Origin of the sequence: Streptococcus pseudopneumoniae (assembly GCF_001072315.1) — a bacterium.
Classification (GTDB): Bacteria; Bacillota; Bacilli; order Lactobacillales; family Streptococcaceae; genus Streptococcus; species Streptococcus pseudopneumoniae_R.
Map to the genome: position 1 here is coordinate 73,146 of NZ_JVLI01000072.1, position 18,566 is coordinate 91,711.

General features: G+C 38.2%; 14 protein-coding genes and 1 pseudogene. 12 read left to right on the forward strand and 3 right to left on the reverse strand.

What is annotated here, in order from left to right; all coding sequences use genetic code 11:
- Positions 1 to 15 precede the first annotated feature (15 nt).
- The 12 genes from ADH54_RS03455 to ADH54_RS03510 all read left to right on the forward strand — a co-directional run bounded on the left by ADH54_RS03455 (position 16) and on the right by ADH54_RS03510 (position 14,668).
- On the forward strand, positions 16 to 1,008 hold the full coding sequence (locus tag ADH54_RS03455; RefSeq protein WP_000448714.1) for an alpha-ketoacid dehydrogenase subunit beta: 993 nt from the start codon (positions 16 to 18) through the stop codon (positions 1,006 to 1,008).
- Between the two features lie 528 nt (positions 1,009 to 1,536).
- Positions 1,537 to 2,580, forward strand: coding sequence for a dihydrolipoamide acetyltransferase (locus ADH54_RS03460; RefSeq protein ID WP_049524049.1), 1,044 nt, complete (start codon positions 1,537 to 1,539; stop codon positions 2,578 to 2,580).
- A 45-nt stretch (positions 2,581 to 2,625) separates the two neighbouring features.
- Positions 2,626 to 4,329: a dihydrolipoyl dehydrogenase gene (gene lpdA, locus ADH54_RS03465; RefSeq protein ID WP_049524050.1), complete on the forward strand. Its 1,704-nt coding sequence runs from the start codon at positions 2,626 to 2,628 to the stop codon at positions 4,327 to 4,329.
- Positions 4,330 to 4,388: 59 nt separating this feature from the next.
- Positions 4,389 to 5,378, forward strand: a complete 990-nt coding sequence (locus ADH54_RS03470) for a lipoate--protein ligase (RefSeq protein ID WP_049524051.1) — start codon at positions 4,389 to 4,391, stop codon at positions 5,376 to 5,378.
- A 521-nt stretch (positions 5,379 to 5,899) separates the two neighbouring features.
- Positions 5,900 to 7,159 (forward strand): UDP-N-acetylglucosamine 1-carboxyvinyltransferase, encoded by a 1,260-nt coding sequence (locus ADH54_RS03475; RefSeq protein ID WP_049524052.1) that lies wholly within the window; start codon positions 5,900 to 5,902, stop codon positions 7,157 to 7,159.
- A gap of 15 nt (positions 7,160 to 7,174) precedes the next feature.
- The gene (locus ADH54_RS03480) at positions 7,175 to 7,726 is read left to right on the forward strand and encodes a GNAT family N-acetyltransferase (protein WP_049524053.1); all 552 of its coding nucleotides are present in this window, start codon (positions 7,175 to 7,177) and stop codon (positions 7,724 to 7,726) included.
- Positions 7,719 to 8,996, forward strand: a complete 1,278-nt coding sequence (gene spxR / locus ADH54_RS03485; RefSeq protein ID WP_049524054.1) for a CBS-HotDog domain-containing transcription factor SpxR — start codon at positions 7,719 to 7,721, stop codon at positions 8,994 to 8,996. Before ADH54_RS03480 ends, spxR begins: the two co-directional genes overlap by 8 nt.
- Before the next feature lie 15 nt (positions 8,997 to 9,011).
- The gene (locus ADH54_RS03490) at positions 9,012 to 9,872 is read left to right on the forward strand and encodes a methionyl aminopeptidase (protein ID WP_049524055.1); all 861 of its coding nucleotides are present in this window, start codon (positions 9,012 to 9,014) and stop codon (positions 9,870 to 9,872) included.
- Between the two features lie 267 nt (positions 9,873 to 10,139).
- On the forward strand, positions 10,140 to 10,847 hold the full coding sequence (ccdA2, locus tag ADH54_RS03495; RefSeq protein WP_049524056.1) for a thiol-disulfide oxidoreductase-associated membrane protein CcdA2: 708 nt from the start codon (positions 10,140 to 10,142) through the stop codon (positions 10,845 to 10,847).
- Between the two features lie 10 nt (positions 10,848 to 10,857).
- Positions 10,858 to 11,415 (forward strand): thiol-disulfide oxidoreductase-associated lipoprotein SdbB, encoded by a 558-nt coding sequence (gene sdbB / locus ADH54_RS03500; RefSeq protein ID WP_049524057.1) that lies wholly within the window; start codon positions 10,858 to 10,860, stop codon positions 11,413 to 11,415.
- A gap of 96 nt (positions 11,416 to 11,511) precedes the next feature.
- Positions 11,512 to 12,870: a 23S rRNA (uracil(1939)-C(5))-methyltransferase RlmD gene (gene rlmD / locus ADH54_RS03505; protein ID WP_049524058.1), complete on the forward strand. Its 1,359-nt coding sequence runs from the start codon at positions 11,512 to 11,514 to the stop codon at positions 12,868 to 12,870.
- A 517-nt stretch (positions 12,871 to 13,387) separates the two neighbouring features.
- Complete coding sequence (locus ADH54_RS03510) at positions 13,388 to 14,668, forward strand: DNA cytosine methyltransferase (protein ID WP_000786157.1); 1,281 nt, start codon at positions 13,388 to 13,390, stop codon at positions 14,666 to 14,668.
- Positions 14,669 to 14,737: 69 nt separating this feature from the next.
- Here the strand turns inward: ADH54_RS03510 and ltrA are convergent.
- The 3 genes and pseudogenes from ltrA to ADH54_RS03525 all read right to left on the reverse strand — a co-directional run bounded on the left by ltrA (position 14,738) and on the right by ADH54_RS03525 (position 18,250).
- Positions 14,738 to 16,016 (reverse strand): annotated as a pseudogene (gene ltrA / locus ADH54_RS03515) (group II intron reverse transcriptase/maturase).
- 751 nt (positions 16,017 to 16,767) lie between these two features.
- Positions 16,768 to 17,547: a hypothetical protein gene (locus tag ADH54_RS03520; RefSeq protein ID WP_049524060.1), complete on the reverse strand. Its 780-nt coding sequence runs from the start codon at positions 17,545 to 17,547 to the stop codon at positions 16,768 to 16,770.
- A gap of 22 nt (positions 17,548 to 17,569) precedes the next feature.
- Complete coding sequence (locus ADH54_RS03525) at positions 17,570 to 18,250, reverse strand: hypothetical protein (protein WP_080980767.1); 681 nt, start codon at positions 18,248 to 18,250, stop codon at positions 17,570 to 17,572.
- Between the last annotated feature and the right edge of the window lie 316 nt (positions 18,251 to 18,566).

Genomic DNA, 18,566 nt, shown 5'->3' on the forward strand with positions numbered 1-18,566 from the left:
GGAGAAAGAGATAAAATGGAAACAAAAACAATGTCTTTCCGTGACACCATTATCCTTGCTATGTCTGAGGAAATGCGTCGCGATGAAAATGTGTTCTTGATGGGAGAAGATGTCGGTGTCTTTGGAGGAGACTTCGGAACTTCTGTTGGAATGCTTGAAGAATTTGGTCCAGAACGTGTCCGTGACTGTCCGATTTCTGAAGCTGCCATCTCTGGAGCAGCAGCAGGAGCAGCTATGACAGGACTACGTCCAATCGTCGATATGACCTTCATGGACTTCTCTGTTATTGCCATGGACAATATCGTCAACCAAGCCGCTAAAACACGTTATATGTTTGGTGGTAAGGGGCAGGTTCCAATGACTGTCCGTTGTGCAGCAGGTAACGGAGTTGGTTCTGCAGCCCAGCACTCGCAATCACTAGAGTCTTGGTTTACTCACATTCCTGGTCTTAAGGTTGTGGCACCAGGTACACCTGCGGACATGAAAGGACTGCTTAAGTCTTCTATCCGTGATAATAATCCTGTCATCATTCTTGAGTACAAGTCAGAATTTAACCAAAAAGGTGAAGTGCCAGTTGATCCAGACTACACAATCCCACTTGGAGTTGGGGAAATCAAACGCGAAGGAACGGATGTAACAGTTGTTACTTACGGAAAAATGCTCCGTCGTGTGGTTCAAGCTGCTGAAGAATTAGCAGAAGAAGGAATTTCTGTTGAGATTGTTGACCCACGTACCCTTGTTCCGCTTGATAAGGATATTATCATTAACTCAGTTAAGAAGACTGGTAAAGTTGTTCTGGTCAACGATGCCCACAAGACAAGTGGCTATATCGGTGAAATTTCAGCTATTATTTCAGAATCAGAAGCATTTGACTATCTAGATGCACCAATCCGTCGTTGTGCAGGAGAAGATGTGCCAATGCCTTACGCGCAAAACCTAGAAAATGCAATGATTCCAACAGTTGAAAGCATCAAAGATGCCATCAGAAAAACTTATAACAAAGAATAGCATTACATAAGATAAGTTATGTAAAATTATTGTTGTCTGTATCAAGAAGAGTTGGTTCGATAATAACCGACGGACGAAGGATTTAATAAGTCTAAAAGGATGACCGCTTGATAGCAGCAACCGTAGTAACTTGAGATACGTTTTGTATCCAAGTGATTTGAAGAGTTGCGACATGAGTGAGTCGAATCGATAATATTCGACGAATGAATTAGTAAGTCTACTAGGTTGACCGCCTAATAGCGGCAACCGTAGCAACTTGAGATACGTGTTGTATCCAAGTTGCTTGTAGAGTTGAACTCGGGCTAAAAGCTCGGAAAAAAGATAAATCTCCTTGACTTCATAGAAGTCTGAGTTGATTTCCTATTTTCAGTCGCTTTTAAACGCCCTTTGTATCATAAAATTGAACTTGGGCTAAAGTCTGTGTGAAAAAGATAAACTTTCCTAGAAACTAAAGTTTCTTCGTCAAGTTTCCTATTTTCACTTTGACTTTTGACGCCCTTAGTATCTTATAATAGAATTGGAGAGGTCATGGCTGATGACAAGCTAAGAGCGACTCCTGCAGCTAGAAAGTTAGCGGATGATTTAGGGATCAACCTCTACGACGTTTCTGGCTCAGGTGCAAACGGTCGTGTCCACAAAGAAGACGTGGAAACTTATAAAGACACAAACGTGGTTCGCATTTCGCCACTTGCAAAACGAATTGCCCTCGAACATCACATTGCTTGGCAGGAGATTCAAGGAACCGGTCATCGTGGTAAAATCATGAAGAAGGATGTTTTGGCCTTGCTTCCTGAAAATATCGAAAACGATACTATTAAGTCTCCTGCTCAGATTGAAAAAGTGGAAGAAGTTCCTGATAATGTAACACCATACGGTGAAATCGAGCGTATTCCAATGACACCAATGCGTAAGGTTATTGCCCAACGTATGGTTGAATCTTACCTAACTGCTCCAACCTTCACTCTCAACTATGAAGTTGATATGACTGAAATGTTGGCTCTTCGTAAGAAGGTTCTTGAGCCAATCATGGAAGCAACTGGGAAGAAGACTACTGTAACAGACCTTCTTTCGCTTGCGGTTGTTAAGACTCTTATGAAACACCCATACATCAACGCTTCATTGACAGAAGATGGCAAGACCATTATCACTCACAACTACGTCAACCTTGCGATGGCAGTTGGGATGGATAATGGATTAATGACACCTGTTGTTTACAATGCTGAGAAGATGAGTCTTTCAGAACTGGTTGTAGCCTTTAAAGATGTGATTGGCCGTACCTTGGATGGTAAATTGGCTCCAAGTGAACTGCAAAATTCAACATTTACTATCAGTAATTTGGGAATGTTTGGCGTTCAGTCCTTTGGTCCGATCATCAACCAACCAAACTCAGCTATCCTTGGTGTGAGTTCGACAATTGAGAAGCCAGTTGTCGTCAATGGTGAAATTGTGATTCGCCCAATCATGAGTCTAGGATTAACCATTGACCACCGTGTCGTAGATGGTATGGCTGGTGCTAAGTTTATGAAAGACTTGAAAGAATTGATTGAAAATCCAATCTCAATGTTGATTTAAGAGCAAGAGTATTCATTTTTAAGATATAGATAAAGGAAGGAAGACATGGCCTTAGAAGTAATTATGCCAAAAGCCGGCGTGGATATGACAGAAGGACAAATCGTCCAATGGAATAAAAAAGTCGGAGAATTTGTAAAAGAAGGAGAGATCCTTTTGGAAATCATGACTGACAAAGTCAGCATGGAATTGGAAGCCGAAGAAGATGGTTACTTGATTGCTATCCTCAAAGGAGATGGTGAAACTGTCCCTGTAACGGAAGTTATCGGTTACCTTGGTGAAGAAGGGGAAAATATCCCAACAGCTGGAGCCGCAGCGCCAGAAGCTAGCCCAACACCTGCAGCAAGTGCCTCAAACGATGATGGTAAGAGCGATGATGCTTTTGATATCGTTGTGATCGGTGGAGGTCCTGCTGGTTATGTTGCAGCCATTAAAGCTGCCCAACTCGGTGGTAAGGTTGCCCTTGTTGAGAAATCTGAACTCGGTGGAACGTGCTTGAACCGTGGATGTATTCCAACCAAGACCTACCTTCATAACGCTGAAATCATTGAAAATATCGGTCATGCCGCAAACCGTGGTATCGTCATCGAAAATCCAAACTTCACTGTAGATATGAACAAACTCCTTGAAACTAAGTCTAAAGTTGTCAATACTTTGGTTGGTGGAGTTGCAGGTCTTCTTCGTAGCTACGGAGTTTCGGTTCATAAGGGAATTGGTACCATCACTAAAGACAAGAATGTCTTGGTAAATGGTTCTGAATTGCTTGAAACCAAGAAAATCATCCTTGCCGGCGGTTCAAAAGTCAGCAAGATCAACGTCCCTGGTATGGAATCTCCACTTGTCATGACTAGTGATGACATTCTTGAAATGAATGAAGTACCAGAAAGTCTTGTTATCATCGGTGGTGGTGTCGTAGGTATCGAGCTTGGACAAGCCTTCATGACATTTGGTTCAAAAGTAACTGTCATCGAAATGATGGACCGTATCGTCCCAGCTATGGATGCTGAAGTTTCTAAGAACCTTCGCTTGATTCTTGAGCGTAAAGGTATGACCATCTTAACTGACACTAAACTCCAAGAAATCATCGAGGAAAATGGTCAACTTCGTATCAAGGTTGAAGGAAAAGACGATATCATCGCAAATAAAGCTCTTCTTTCAATCGGTCGTGTGCCAGACCTTGAAGGTATTGGCGATGTTGAGTTTGAATTGGATCGGGGTCGCATCAAGGTCAACGAATACATGGAAACTTCTGTTCTAGGAATTTACGCACCAGGAGACATCAACGGTACTAAGATGTTAGCTCATGCAGCCTTCCGTATGGGTGAAGTTGCCGCTGAAAATGCTCTTAAAGGAAATCATGCTGTTGCCAAGTTGAATTTGACTCCTGCAGCTATCTATACTCTTCCTGAAGTAGCAGCAGTAGGTTTGACAGAAGAACAAGCCCGTGACAAATACGATGTTGCCATCGGTAAGTTCAACTTTGCAGCCAACGGTCGTGCCATTGCATCAGATGCAGCTCAAGGTTTCGTTAAAGTCATCGCAGATAAGAAATACGGAGAAATCCTTGGTGTTCATATCATCGGTCCTGCAGCTGCAGAATTGATCAATGAAGCGTCAAGCATTATCGAAATGGAAATTACTGTTGAAGAAATGCTGAAGACTATCCACGGACACCCAACCTACTCTGAAGTGATGTACGAAGCATTTGCGGATGTTTTAGGAATGGCCATCCACTCACCTAAGAAAAAATAAAACGAAGATAGAATAGACTGGAAAATATCTTTCCAGTCTCTATCGAATAAAGGGATATCATGAAATATATTATCAATCATTCAAACGACACTGCCTTTAATATTGCCTTGGAAGAATATGCCTTTAAACACCTTTTGGATGAGGATCAAATCTTCCTACTTTGGATTAACAAACCATCTATCATTGTTGGTCGTCACCAGAATACCATCGAAGAAATCAACCGTGATTATGTTCGAGAAAATGGTATTGAGGTGGTCCGCCGTATCAGCGGTGGTGGAGCTGTTTACCACGATTTAAATAACCTCAACTACACGATCATTTCAAAAGAAGATGAAAACAAGGCTTTTGACTTCAAGAGCTTCTCAACTCCAGTTATCAATACTTTGGCTCAACTTGGGGTTAAAGCTGAGTTCACAGGTCGTAATGACCTTGAGATTGATGGCAAGAAATTCTGTGGCAATGCCCAAGCCTATATCAATGGCCGTATCATGCACCACGGTTGCTTGCTCTTTGACGTCGATTTGTCAGTCTTAGCAAATGCCCTTAAGGTTTCAAAGGATAAATTTGAATCAAAAGGTGTGAAATCTGTTCGTGCTCGTGTGACTAATATTATCAATGAATTACCAGAAAAAATCACAGTCGAAGAATTCCGTGATTTACTCTTGGAATACATGAAAAAAGAGTATCCAGAGATGACTGAATACGTTTTTTCTGAGGAACAATTAGCTGAAATTAATCGCATCAAGGATACTAAGTTTGGTACTTGGGACTGGAACTACGGCAAATCACCTGAATTTAACGTCCGTCGTGGGACAAAATTCATCAGTGGTAAGGTTGAAGTCTTTGCTAATGTTCTCAAATCAAAAATCCAAGACATCAAGATTTATGGTGACTTCTTTGGTATTGAAGACGTTGCTGCAGTAGAAGATGTCCTTCGTGGGGTGAAATACGAACGCGAAGATGTCCTCAAAGCTCTTCAAACCATTAACCTAGGTCGTTATTTCGCAGGAATTACTGCTGAAGAAATTGCTGAAGCAGTTGTAGAGTAAAGAAAAGCTATTTGTTAGCCATTCTGGGTTGCAGAAAAGATATTATCTGGATAGGACAAGTCTTAAAACCTGCTGAACGAGAATCAAAAAGAACTCACTTCCAATGCTTAATAAAAAAACTCGGAAGTTTGTTCTGAGTCAACTAAATACGACTATTTACAATTGAATATAGAGATGAGAAGGTCAGTAGTAGATTATCTGTAAGGTGACACAGACATGAGTTGTTTTTGATTTCTTCTTGCTATAAATATCCCAAAAGACTATTATCTCTTATAGTTGGACGATACCTCAAAAGTTAGATAGAGAAAATCTAATTTTTGGGGTATTTTATAATTTTTAATTCAGGCTCTTTTTAGTATCAAAAAATGTTGAAGAAAAATGTAGACGTATCCTTTCAACTTAATCCTATTTATTGCTTACTATCCAATAAAATTGAAAAGGATGGAAAAAAGGATAAATTTATGATATACTTTATTTTAAAGACCTTATTAGAAATCTTGAAAGAGTATTAAAAACTTAGAATGAGAAAAATTGTTATCAATGGTGGATTACCACTACAAGGTGAAATCACTATTAGTGGTGCTAAAAATAGCGTTGTGGCCTTAATTCCAGCTATTATATTGGCTGATGATGTGGTGACTTTGGATTGTGTTCCAGATATTTCGGATGTAGCCAGTCTTGTCGAAATCATGGAATTGATGGGAGCTACTGTTAAGCGTTATGATGATGTCTTGGAGATTGATCCAAGAGGTGTTCAAAATATTCCAATGCCTTATGGGAAAATTAACAGTCTTCGTGCATCTTACTATTTTTATGGAAGCCTCTTAGGCCGTTTTGGTGAAGCGACAGTTGGTTTACCGGGAGGATGTGATCTTGGTCCTCGTCCGATTGACCTACACCTTAAGGCTTTTGAAGCTATGGGTGCAACTGTTAGCTACGAGGGAGATAACATGAAGTTATCTGCTAAAGATACAGGACTTCATGGTGCAAGTATTTACATGGATACGGTTAGTGTAGGGGCAACGATCAATACGATGATTGCTGCGGTTAAAGCGAATGGTCGTACTATTATTGAAAATGCGGCCCGTGAGCCTGAGATTGTTGATGTAGCTACTCTCTTGAATAATATGGGTGCCCATATCCGTGGTGCAGGAACCAATATCATCATTATTGATGGTGTCGAAAGATTACATGGGACACGTCATCAGGTGATTCCAGACCGTATTGAAGCTGGGACGTATATATCTTTAGCTGCTGCAGTTGGTAAGGGAATTCGTATTAACAATGTACTATACGAACACTTAGAAGGATTCATCGCTAAGTTGGAAGAAATGGGAGTTCGAATGACTGTATCTGAAGACAGCATTTTTGTCGAGGAACAGTCTAATTTGAAAGCAATCAATATTAAGACAGCTCCTTACCCAGGCTTTGCAACTGATTTGCAACAACCGATTACCCCACTTTTACTAACAGCTAATGGTCGTGGTACAATTGTCGATACGATTTACGAAAAACGTGTAAATCATGTTTTTGAACTAGCAAAGATGGATGCGGATATTTCGACAACAAATGGTCATATTTTGTACACGGGTGGACGTAATTTGCGTGGGGCCAGTGTTAAAGCGACTGACCTACGAGCTGGGGCTGCACTAGTCATTGCTGGGCTCATGGCTGAAGGTAAAACTGAAATTACAAATATCGAGTTTATCTTACGTGGTTATTCTGATATTATTGAAAAATTACGTAATCTAGGAGCGGATATTACACTTGTTGAGGATTAAACCGTAGAGGTGTTTATGAATATTTGGACCAAATTAGCAATGTTTTCTTTTTTTGAAACGGATCGCTTGTATTTGCGTCCTTTCTTTTTTAGTGATAGTCAGGACTTCCATGAGATAGCTTCGAATCCAGAAAATCTTCAATTTATTTTCCCGACTCAGGCAAGTCTGGAAGAGAGTCAATATGCGTTGGCCAATTACTTTATGAAGTCCCCTTTGGGAGTATGGGCAATTTGTGACCAGAAAAATCAACAAATGATTGGTTCTATTAAATTTGAGAAGTTAGATGAAATCAAAAAAGAAGCTGAGCTTGGCTATTTTTTGAGAAAAGATGCTTGGTCGCAAGGATTTATGACAGAAGTTGTTAGAAAAATTTGTCAGCTTTCTTTTGAGGAATTTGGCTTAAAACAATTATCCATCATTACCCATCTTGAAAATGAATCTAGTCAACGGGTTGCCCTTAAGTCTGGATTCCGTTTGATTCGTCAGTTTAAGGGAAGTGATCGTTACACAAGAAAAATGCGGGATTATCTTGAATTTCGGTATGTAAAAGGAGAATTCAATGAGTAAGCATCAGGAAATTCTAAGCTATTTGGAGGAATTACCAGTAGGTAAAAGGGTCAGTGTTCGTAGTATTTCCAACCATCTGGGAGTCAGTGATGGAACGGCCTATCGCGCTATCAAGGAAGCTGAAAACCGTGGAATTGTGGAGACCCGTCCTAGAAGTGGAACAATCCGCGTCAAATCCCAGAAAGTTGCGATTGAAAGATTAACTTTTGCTGAAATTGCAGAAGTGACTTCTTCTGAGGTTCTGGCTGGGCAAGAAGGTTTAGAGAGAGAATTTAGTAAGTTTTCAATTGGTGCCATGACTGAACAAAATATCTTGTCTTACCTTCACGATGGGGGGCTCTTGATTGTCGGAGACCGAACCCGTATTCAGTTGCTAGCCTTGGAAAATGAAAATGCAGTTCTGGTTACAGGGGGATTTCAGGTTCATAATGATGTACTTAAACTGGCCAATCAAAAAGGGATTCCGGTTCTGAGAAGCAAGCATGACACATTCACCGTCGCGACCATGATCAATAAAGCCTTGTCAAATGTCCAAATCAAGACTGACATTTTGACAGTTGAGAAACTTTATCGCCCGAGTCATGAGTATGGTTTTCTGAGAGAGACTGACACCGTTAAAGATTATTTGGACTTAGTTCGTAAGAATCGTAGCAGCCGTTTCCCTGTTATCAATCAACATCAGGTTGTTGTTGGGGTTGTTACTATGAGAGATGCGGGTGATAAGTCACCAAGTACCACAATTGATAAGGTCATGTCTCGTAGTCTATTTTTGGTTGGATTATCGACAAATATTGCCAATGTGAGTCAACGGATGATTGCAGAAGACTTTGAAATGGTACCGGTTGTTCGGAATAATCAAACCTTGCTTGGAGTTGTGACACGACGAGATGTCATGGAGAAGATGAGTCGATCCCAAGTCTCTGCTTTACCAACTTTTTCAGAGCAGATTGGTCAAAAACTTTCTTATCACCATGATGAAGTAGTGATTACAGTGGAACCCTTTATGCTAGAGAAAAATGGTGTTTTGGCTAATGGTGTTTTGGCAGAAATTCTGACCCATATGACTCAAGATTTAGTTGTGAATAGTGGGCGCAATCTCATCATCGAGCAGATGCTAATCTACTTTTTGCAGGCTGTTCAGATAGATGATATACTGCGCATTCAAGCACGCATTATCCACCACACTAGACGATCAGCTATTATTGATTACGATATTTATCATGGTCATCAGATTGTTTCAAAAGCAAATGTGACTGTTAAAATTAATTAGAAACTAGGAGAAAAAATGATAACATTAAAATCAGCTCGTGAAATCGAAGCTATGGACAGGGCCGGTGATTTTTTAGCAAGTATCCATATTGGCTTACGTGATTTGATTAAGCCAGGCGTAGATATGTGGGAAGTTGAAGAATACGTTCGCCGTCGTTGTAAGGAAGAAAATTTCCTTCCACTTCAGATTGGGGTTGACGGTGCCATGATGGACTATCCTTATGCTACCTGCTGCTCTCTTAACGATGAAGTAGCTCATGCCTTCCCTCGTCACTATATTTTGAAAGATGGTGATTTGCTCAAAGTTGATATGGTTTTGGGAGGTCCTATTGCTAAATCCGATTTGAATGTCTCAAAATTAAACTTCAACAATGTGGAACAAATGAAGAAATACACTCAGAGCTATTCTGGTGGTCTTGCAGACTCATGTTGGGCTTATGCTGTTGGTACACCGTCCGAAGAAGTGAAAAACTTGATGGATGTAACTAAAGAAGCCATGTATAAGGGAATTGAGCAAGCTGTTGTTGGGAACCGTATCGGTGATATCGGTGCGGTGATTCAAGAATACGCTGAAAGTCGTGGTTACGGTGTAGTGCGTGATTTGGTTGGTCATGGTGTTGGTCCAACCATGCACGAAGAACCAATGGTTCCTAACTATGGTATTGCTGGTCGTGGACTTCGTCTTCGTGAAGGAATGGTCTTAACCATTGAACCAATGATCAATACAGGTGACTGGGAAATCGATACAGATATGAAAACTGGTTGGGCCCATAAGACCATTGACGGTGGATTGTCATGTCAGTATGAACACCAATTCGTGATTACGAAAGATGGTCCTGTTATCTTGACTAGTCAAGGTGAAGAAGGAACTTATTAAAATAAGTAAAAGTAGATTGAAGAAAAAGTCGGCTTGGACAAATTTCTTCAATCTTTTTCTTTTATCTATAGTGAAATGAAAAAACCGAACAACTTGATTGAGAAATTCAAATCAATTTCTAACAATGTTTTAGAAAACATAGTGTTACTATTACAGGGTTTGTTTCATATAATATAATGACAAAAACAGTTAACCGTAGCAAACTTGATACAAATTTTAATATTTATAGTACAATAGTTTTAAATTCTTAAGAAAGTTGGTTCTTTATTGGAAACGATAGTCTTTTCAATCTCTGTTTTTTTAGCAGGGGTCTTGTCCTTCTTTTCTCCCTGTATTTTTCCTCTTCTGCCAGTTTATGCTGGAGTTTTATTGGATGATCAGGAAAGTGCAAAAAGCTTCTCCTTATTTGGAAGAAAAGTCGCTTGGTCAGGCTTGATTCGAACGCTTTGCTTTATCGCAGGTATCTCTCTCATTTTCTTTATTTTAGGATTTGGTGCTGGTTACTTTGGCAATATTCTCTATGCCAATTGGTTTCGCTATACCATGGGAACAATTATTATCATTTTAGGCCTTCACCAGATGGAAATTTTTCATTTTAAGAAATTAGAGGTTCAAAAAAGCTTTACTTTTAAGAAATCAGAAGCCAATCGTTATTGGTCGGCCTTTTTACTCGGTATTACCTTTAGCTTTGGTTGGACACCTTGTATTGGTCCAGTTTTGAGTTCTGTTTTAGCGCTTGCGGCTTCTGGGGGCAATGGCGCTTGGCAAGGAGCTATTTATACCTTGATTTACACTCTGGGGATGGCCATTCCTTTCTTGGTCTTGGCTCTAGCTTCAGGTGTAGTAATGCCTTATTTTAGTAAAATCAAGCGTCATATGATGCTACTGAAGAAAATTGGTGGTTTCCTCATTATTTTAATGGGAATTTTGTTACTATTAGGACAAGTAAATGTTCTAGCTGGAATTTTTGAATAAAGGAGAACAAATGAAAAAAGTAATATTTACTGGCTTAAGCCTCTTGTCATTAGTTGTATTGATGGCCTGTGGTGAGGAAGAAACTAAAAAGACTCAAGCAGCACAACAGCCAAAACAACAAACGACTGTACAACAAATTGCTGTTGGAAAAGATGCTCCAGACTTCACCTTGCAATCCATGGATGGTAAAGAAGTTAAGTTATCTGATTATAAGGGTAAAAAAGTCTATTTGAAGTTTTGGGCTTCCTGGTGTGGTCCATGTAAGAAAAGTATGCCTGAGTTGATGGAACTAGCGGCAAAACCAGATCGCGATTTTGAAATTCTTAGTGTCATTGCACCGGGTATTCAAGGCGAAAAAACTGTTGAGCAATTCCCACAATGGTTCCAAGATCAAGGTTATAAGGATATCCCTGTTCTTTATGACACAAAAGCAACCACCTTCCAAGCTTATCAAATTCGAAGCATTCCTACAGAATACCTAATTGATAGTCAAGGAAAGATTGGGAAGATTCAATTTGGTGCTATCAGCAATGCGGATGCAGAAGCAGCATTTAAAGAAATGAACTAGCATAGATAAAGAGAATCTGATTACAAATTTCATGGTATAATAGATGGTAACCGTAACGTTGCCGTCTTTTTTGTCGGCTAATAGAAAGAGAAGAGAATGTTAAAGAAAAATGATATTGTAGAAGTTGAAATTGTTGACTTGACCCATGAAGGCGCAGGAGTTGCCAAGGTGGATGGTTTGGTATTTTTTGTAGAGAATGCTTTACCGAGTGAAAAAATCCTCATGCGTATCCTCAAGGTAAATAAAAAGATTGGTTTTGGGAAAGTTGAAGAATACCTTGTCCAGTCACCACACCGTAATCAAGATTTAGATTTGGCTTACCTGCGTTCAGGAATCGCGGATTTAGGTCATCTTGCCTATCCAGAACAGCTCAAGTTTAAAACCAAGCAAGTCAAGGACAGTCTCTACAAGATTGCAGGAACTGTAAATGTAGAAGTTGCTGAAACTTTGGGTATGGAAAATCCAGTCAAGTATCGCAATAAGGCGCAAGTACCCGTTCGTCGAGTGAATGGTGTTTTGGAAACAGGATTTTTCCGTAAGAATTCCCACGATCTCATGCCACTGGAAGATTTCTTTATCCAAGATCCTGTGATTGATGAGGTAGTTGTAGCCCTACGCGACCTGCTCCGTCGTTATGATTTGAAACCTTATGATGAAAAGGAACAATCTGGCTTGATTCGGAACCTTGTGGTGCGTCGTGGTCATTACTCAGGACAAATCATGGTTATTTTGGTAACAACTCGTCCCAAAATTTTTCGTGTCGACCAATTGATTGAACAACTAATCAAGCAGTTCCCAGACATTACGTCTGTTATGCAAAATATCAACGACCAGAACACCAATTCGATTTTTGGTAAGGAATGGCGCACCCTTTATGGACGAGACTTTATCACTGACCAGATGTTGGGAAATGACTACCAAATCGCTGGACCCGCTTTTTACCAAGTCAATACTGGAATGGCTGAAAAACTTTATCAAACAGCTATTGACTTTGCTGCATTAAAAGAAGATGATGTGGTTATCGATGCTTATTCTGGTATTGGAACAATTGGCCTCTCTGTTGCGAAACATGTCAAAGAAGTTTATGGTGTTGAGGTAATTCCAGAAGCGGTTGAGAATAGCAAGAAGAATGCTCAACTGAACCATATTTCAAACGCCCACTATGTCTGTGACACAGCTGAAAATGCTATGAAGAATTGGCTCAAAGAAGGTATTCAACCAAGTGTTATATTAGTGGACCCACCAAGAAAAGGACTCACAGAAAGCTTTATCAAGGCCAGTAGTCAAACAGGAGCAGACCGCATCGCCTATATCTCCTGCAATGTCGCTACTATGGCGCGTGATATCAAACTCTACAGAGAATTGGGATATGAATTGAAGAAAGTACAGCCGGTTGATTTATTTCCGCAAACGCACCACGTCGAGTGTGTGAGTTTGTTAGAGAAACGCAATTAATTCTCAAAAGGTTCCCCGAATCTTTTGAGTTCCACAGACGCACCATGTGGAGTGTGTGGTATTGCTTGTAAAAGCGTAAAAACCTTGTAACGAAAAGGGTTATGAAAAGCCTTGTAGGTAAGGCTTTTTCTCGTTTAGAGGGGAAGTATTAGAGTAACCTCTCAAATTTTTTACTAGCTCTGATAACTTATTCGAGATAGATTCTATTACCATAAACACTGTGGTGATGTTTTGTTTCTAAAAGATATGAAGTAGATGGGAATAAATGTATTAAAATTACTTTTGGTTTTTTGAATATGATTATTTTAAAGGAAATACAAATTTTCATTTTGATGAAATAGCTAACTTTATGTTTTTTGAGAATAATCTCCTATGAGAGTATAATTAATTTTTAAAGTCCAGTCTTACATGTAAATCAAGTGTTAAATTTAATTTCATTAAGATAATAGTGAAAAGTTAGTTGATAAATTTGAAAAAATGAGTTAAGATACACTAGGAAAAAGAAAGGATAATAGTGATGAAAAATGCAATTAGTTTATTTTCTTCGTCTGGTATAGGTGATTTAGGGTTACATAAAAATGGTATAGAAACAGTAGTTGCTTGTGAACTTTTAAAGGAGCGAGCAGAATTGTTTCAAGTTAATAACCCGAATTCAAAAGTATTTAATGGGGATATTTGGGAACTAGAAGATGATATAGTTGATTATTATCAGACGAATTTCAAAGGGAATCCGTTTATTATATTAGCAACCCCCCCTTGTCAAGGAATGTCTTCTAATGGAATGGGAAAGATGTTGAATGATTTTAGAAAAGGCCTAAGACCAAAATATGATGAAAGAAATCGTTTAATTATTCCTGCTGTCCGTATCATTAAGAAATTACGACCCAAATGGATTATATTTGAGAATGTTTCAAATATGGTTAATACACTGATATATGATGAAAAGGATAATTTAGTAAATATAATTGATTATATTCATGAGGAATTAGGGGACGAGTATATAGGTGAACCTCAGATAATTAATATGGCTGATTACGGCGTTCCTCAAAATAGAGTTAGATTATTGACAGTTTTTTCAAGAACGAAAAAGGGAAAAAGGTATTTCGCTTATAATAAGACTTTTATTCCAGAGCAAACGCACTCTAAGGAAGGAAATCTTCTAACCAGCAAATGGCTTACTTTAAGGGATACAATTGGTGACCTACCTTCGCTAAGAGCGGAAAAAGGTAAAAACGAAAGTAAGGAGAACTTACTCCACAGGGTTCCAATCTTAGATGAGAAAAAACTATTTTGGTTAGATAATACATCAGAAGGAAAATCAGCATTTAACAATCAGTGTATTAATCAAGAATGTTTATACCAAGAAAATAGTTTACATGGTTCAAGACATAATGTTGAAGGTATTAATAAGTCAAAAACTGATACGCCTTTATATTGTCAAAAATGTGGATCACTTCTTCCTAGACCATATGTAGAAGACAAGTATAGTGGTGAAAAAAGGTTAATGAAAGGATTTGTTAGTGCTTATAAGAGAATGTATTGGGATGAGCCAGCTAGTACAATTACTCAAAATTTCCAATATGTATCCTCTGATAACAAAGTTCATCCGACTCAAACAAGAGTATTATCTTTGTGGGAAGCGTTGAGATTACAGACTATTTCTGATTATGAGTATACTTTCAAAGTGAATAATAAACTTGTAAAGGATGGTCTGATTCGTGATTCGATTGGAGAAAGTGTTCCTCCTCATATTATTGATTTGATTGTAAAAAACATACTTCAAATTGAAAATGAATAAATTAATAGAGTAGGGGATAATCTCTAGCCCCTCTCACACCGCCGTATGTGCCGTTCGGCATACGGCGGTTCAACTAACTTTTAACGCATGTCGTTCAAGATAATAATCCAGACACGAAACCAGTCCACGTTTTTTAAGGACTGGTTTTGATATAGCACGTTTAAGTACCGACTTCTGAGCTACTAATTGGTAGTGGTCGCCCCAGCCAGATACCTTATCTGCTATCCATTTAGGAACTCCTAACTTAAGCAATCCCCATAATCGTCTCGATTTCTTCTTCCATTGCTTCCAGATAATCACTCGTAGGCGAGTACGCAAGCGCTCATCTATGCTAGCGACTATACTTTTCATATTTCCCAATGAGAAATAGTTTATCCATCCTCGAATAGACAAATTCAGTTGCTCAATACGTCTTGTTAAGTCTATACTCCATTTCCTCTGTGTTAGTTTCTTCAATTTAAGCTTAAATCTCCGAACACTATCTTGATGTGGACAACTTTTCCAACCATCTGTTGATTTCCAGAACCCAAAACCTAAGTATTTCAGCTCTCTTGGTCTGCTAATCTTAGTCTTGGTCATATTTACTTTCAAACCTAGCCGTTTCTCAATAAAACGACTGACTGAATACATTACACGCTTAGCGGTTGCCTCGCTTTCGACCGTAATCACACAATCATCTGCGTAGCGCACAAATCGAAGTCCCCTCTTTTCTAATTCCTTGTCCAATTCATTAAGCATGATATTGGATAAGAGAGGAGATAAATTTCCTCCCTGTGGTGTACCAACTAGCGTTTTATGACGCTGACCGTTAATGATAACACCTGAATGAAGATACTTACGAATCAAGGATTCCGTATCTCCGTCTTCGATAATGTTATGTACTAAGGACATCAATCTATCTTGAGGAACCGTATCGAAAAATTTCTCTAGGTCTATATCCACTATCCACTCATAGCCGTCATTTAAGTACTCTAAGAGCTTCATGATGGCTTTTTCACATGACCTATTTGGTCTGAAGCCATAACTCGTATCTGAGAAATGAGGTTCACAAATGGGGCTCATGACTTGGACAATGGCCTGTTGAATCATTCTATCCATAACCGTTGGAATTCCTAATTGACGAATACCTCCGTTTGGTTTAGGAATCTCAACTCTGAGAACTGGTTGAGGCTTATATTTTCTCTGTTTTATCAGTTCCTTAGTCAGGCGCCAGTTTTGTCTGAGATAATTATCCATCTCTTCAATAGTAATTCCATCAATCCCAGCTGAGCCTTTATTGGATTTTACTTGACTGTAGGCTTCAAGCATATTTTCGCGTGATAAATATCTTATCTATCAATTTTGACATGTGCGTATTCCTTTATTGTTTTGGTGTCTGAGGGACATCTTATATTGGTGAGCCTTCATCTAGTCAATACGTGACAGACTCCAGTTCTATCAGACCACTCGTTTTACAGACACAAGTGAAGTAGGATTACTTCAATCTGTCGTTTTCTCTTTCTAGCGACAGACCTCAAACAGTCTCTCCCCAGACTGTTTGAGTATTCCCCCTTCGCTCCACTTCCATTACAGAAATTTCCTCACTACTATGGGTTCGGCTGACTTCTCATGATTCGTTGTTACTACGCTTTCAGCGCTCATGAGACTTCACGGGATAAGTCGTACATCTTTCCTCGTTTATACAAGATATGAGGACGTTAAAAGGTTACAGTGAAAATAGGAAATCTGACGCAGAGTCTTTAGACTCTAGGAAGATTTATCTTTTTCACACAAACCTTAGTCCGAATTCAATTACTCTCGTGATTTACGCATATAGGTTACGACTACCTTTTTGGACTTTAGAGTTTGAAGCCCCTTTATCCGCTATATACGCCTTACTATCACGTTCCTATTCGTAGAGCCACGATTTCGCTATCCCTTCCTCTGACGATTCTTATTTCCAGCGTCAGACTTGGGAATCACTATTGGGTTCACCGGTAGCGGGTGCCCACGGAGGACTTACACCTCAGATGCACGACATGCCCGTCGTACGTCAAAAAGGACTTAGCAATTGTACTGAGTCCTTTTTAAAAGTTAAATTTTAGAAGATTATAAATCAATTATATAGAGATATCATATCCAATCCATTTTTTTAATTTTAATTTTTCAATATATTTTTTATCATCTAGAACAGCAATCCAACTTGTACACATTTTTTTAACTCCAGAGGAATTCATAATTGAGACACTCGTAGTACGTCCTCCATCAACTTTAGGATGCACGATCCTTCCCCAATCTTCCTGTGAAAGATTATTACTGTAGAAAACTGCTATAATAGTTGGAACTTCATCAATAAAATCCCACAAAATTCCGATTAAATTATTAGTGTCTCTATGATGTGCTTTCCAGTCGAATGAATTAAGTAAATTTATGCGCTGTTCCCCAATTAATGGCTTTGGAACTTGTGAAGCTGGTGGAGTTGTACCACAAGTAGCTTTGACTTCAATACCGCCAAATTTATAAGGACTAAACAATGCTTTTTCTTTTGGATATTTTTTACCGTTTTCAACTGTATATAGTGTATGATAGTATTCTAATTTATCGTCACTGTTAGTAAGTAATAAGTCAGGATAACCATCTTGATGAAGATTAGATTGTAAATTTTGATTTGAAAACTTTTGAAGACTTTTTCCAAAGTATTCACCTACAACACCGCTAAGATTACGCATGCCCATTATTTCAAAAATATTAATTTCAAATTCTTTAGTTTGTTTATCAAGAGAAATAAGTGCTTCGTTTGAAAATTCAATTGCTTGTAATATTTGGGAATTAGTAATTATTACTTTATTATCTATTTTAACTGAATGTTTATTATTTATTATATATTTTAATTTGTTCATGATAGTGTTTCCTTTATATTTCTTATTTTCCAGTTAGTTTTTTTAAGTATGTAGATTTATAATTAGGATTTTCTATAATAGCAATCCAACCGTCTCCCATTTTCTTTTTTCCGCTACTCAAAAGAGAGCATACTTTCGTATTGCGACCACTTATTCCTGAAATTTTTCCCCAATCTTCCTGTTTTAATTGATTCGAATAGAATACACCAGAAATGACTGGTAGAGAATCTTCTTCAATAAAATCCCATATAACACCCAATAGATGCTTCCCGTCCCTATGGTGAGCTTGCCATGTAATGTGATTAATATGCTCTAGTCGTGGGCTAAATTTTTTTATTTTAGAGTCTGTAGAAACGCTACCAGAAGTACATTTTACTTCAATACCTTTTGGGTAATTCATAAGATTAGCTTGTTTATCCGTTATTGCAATAGTTAGAATAATATCAGGATATCCTTTTTCATTTGGATTTACTATTGCATTATTATTAGAGTTAAGTGATATTCCGGTACAAAAACAAGCTCCAATTAAACCAGAGATTGCTTTGTAGTCTATATTTGAATATACTGCTTTAGGAAGTTCAGCAATTAGCTTATTTGTATATTCAATTGCTTGAATAATATTCTCTGGATTAATAAAGAAACCGGTAGTTTCAGAAATTAATATAGGGAACGGATTTGTGGTATACTTAATTGATTGAGACATATTTTCCTCCTTATTACCTTATATTCTAGCATATTGAAATAAGTTTGTATATATGTTGAATGTTTAATATTATTGGTTTAAATAGAAATGAGACTAATATGTTTGGTACTCTATATTTTATAGTATTGTTTTTTGATTATTATCTGATATAATGTTACCGAAGAAAATCAAGGTATATAAAATTAAAAATATACTTTATCTTACTCTGATTTTCAATTATTTTTGCTAATATGGTATATTGAATCAAGAATAGTACGCCACGACTGCTAAAATATTTCTATACATTAATTTGACTTTCCTAATCGATTTGTTCACA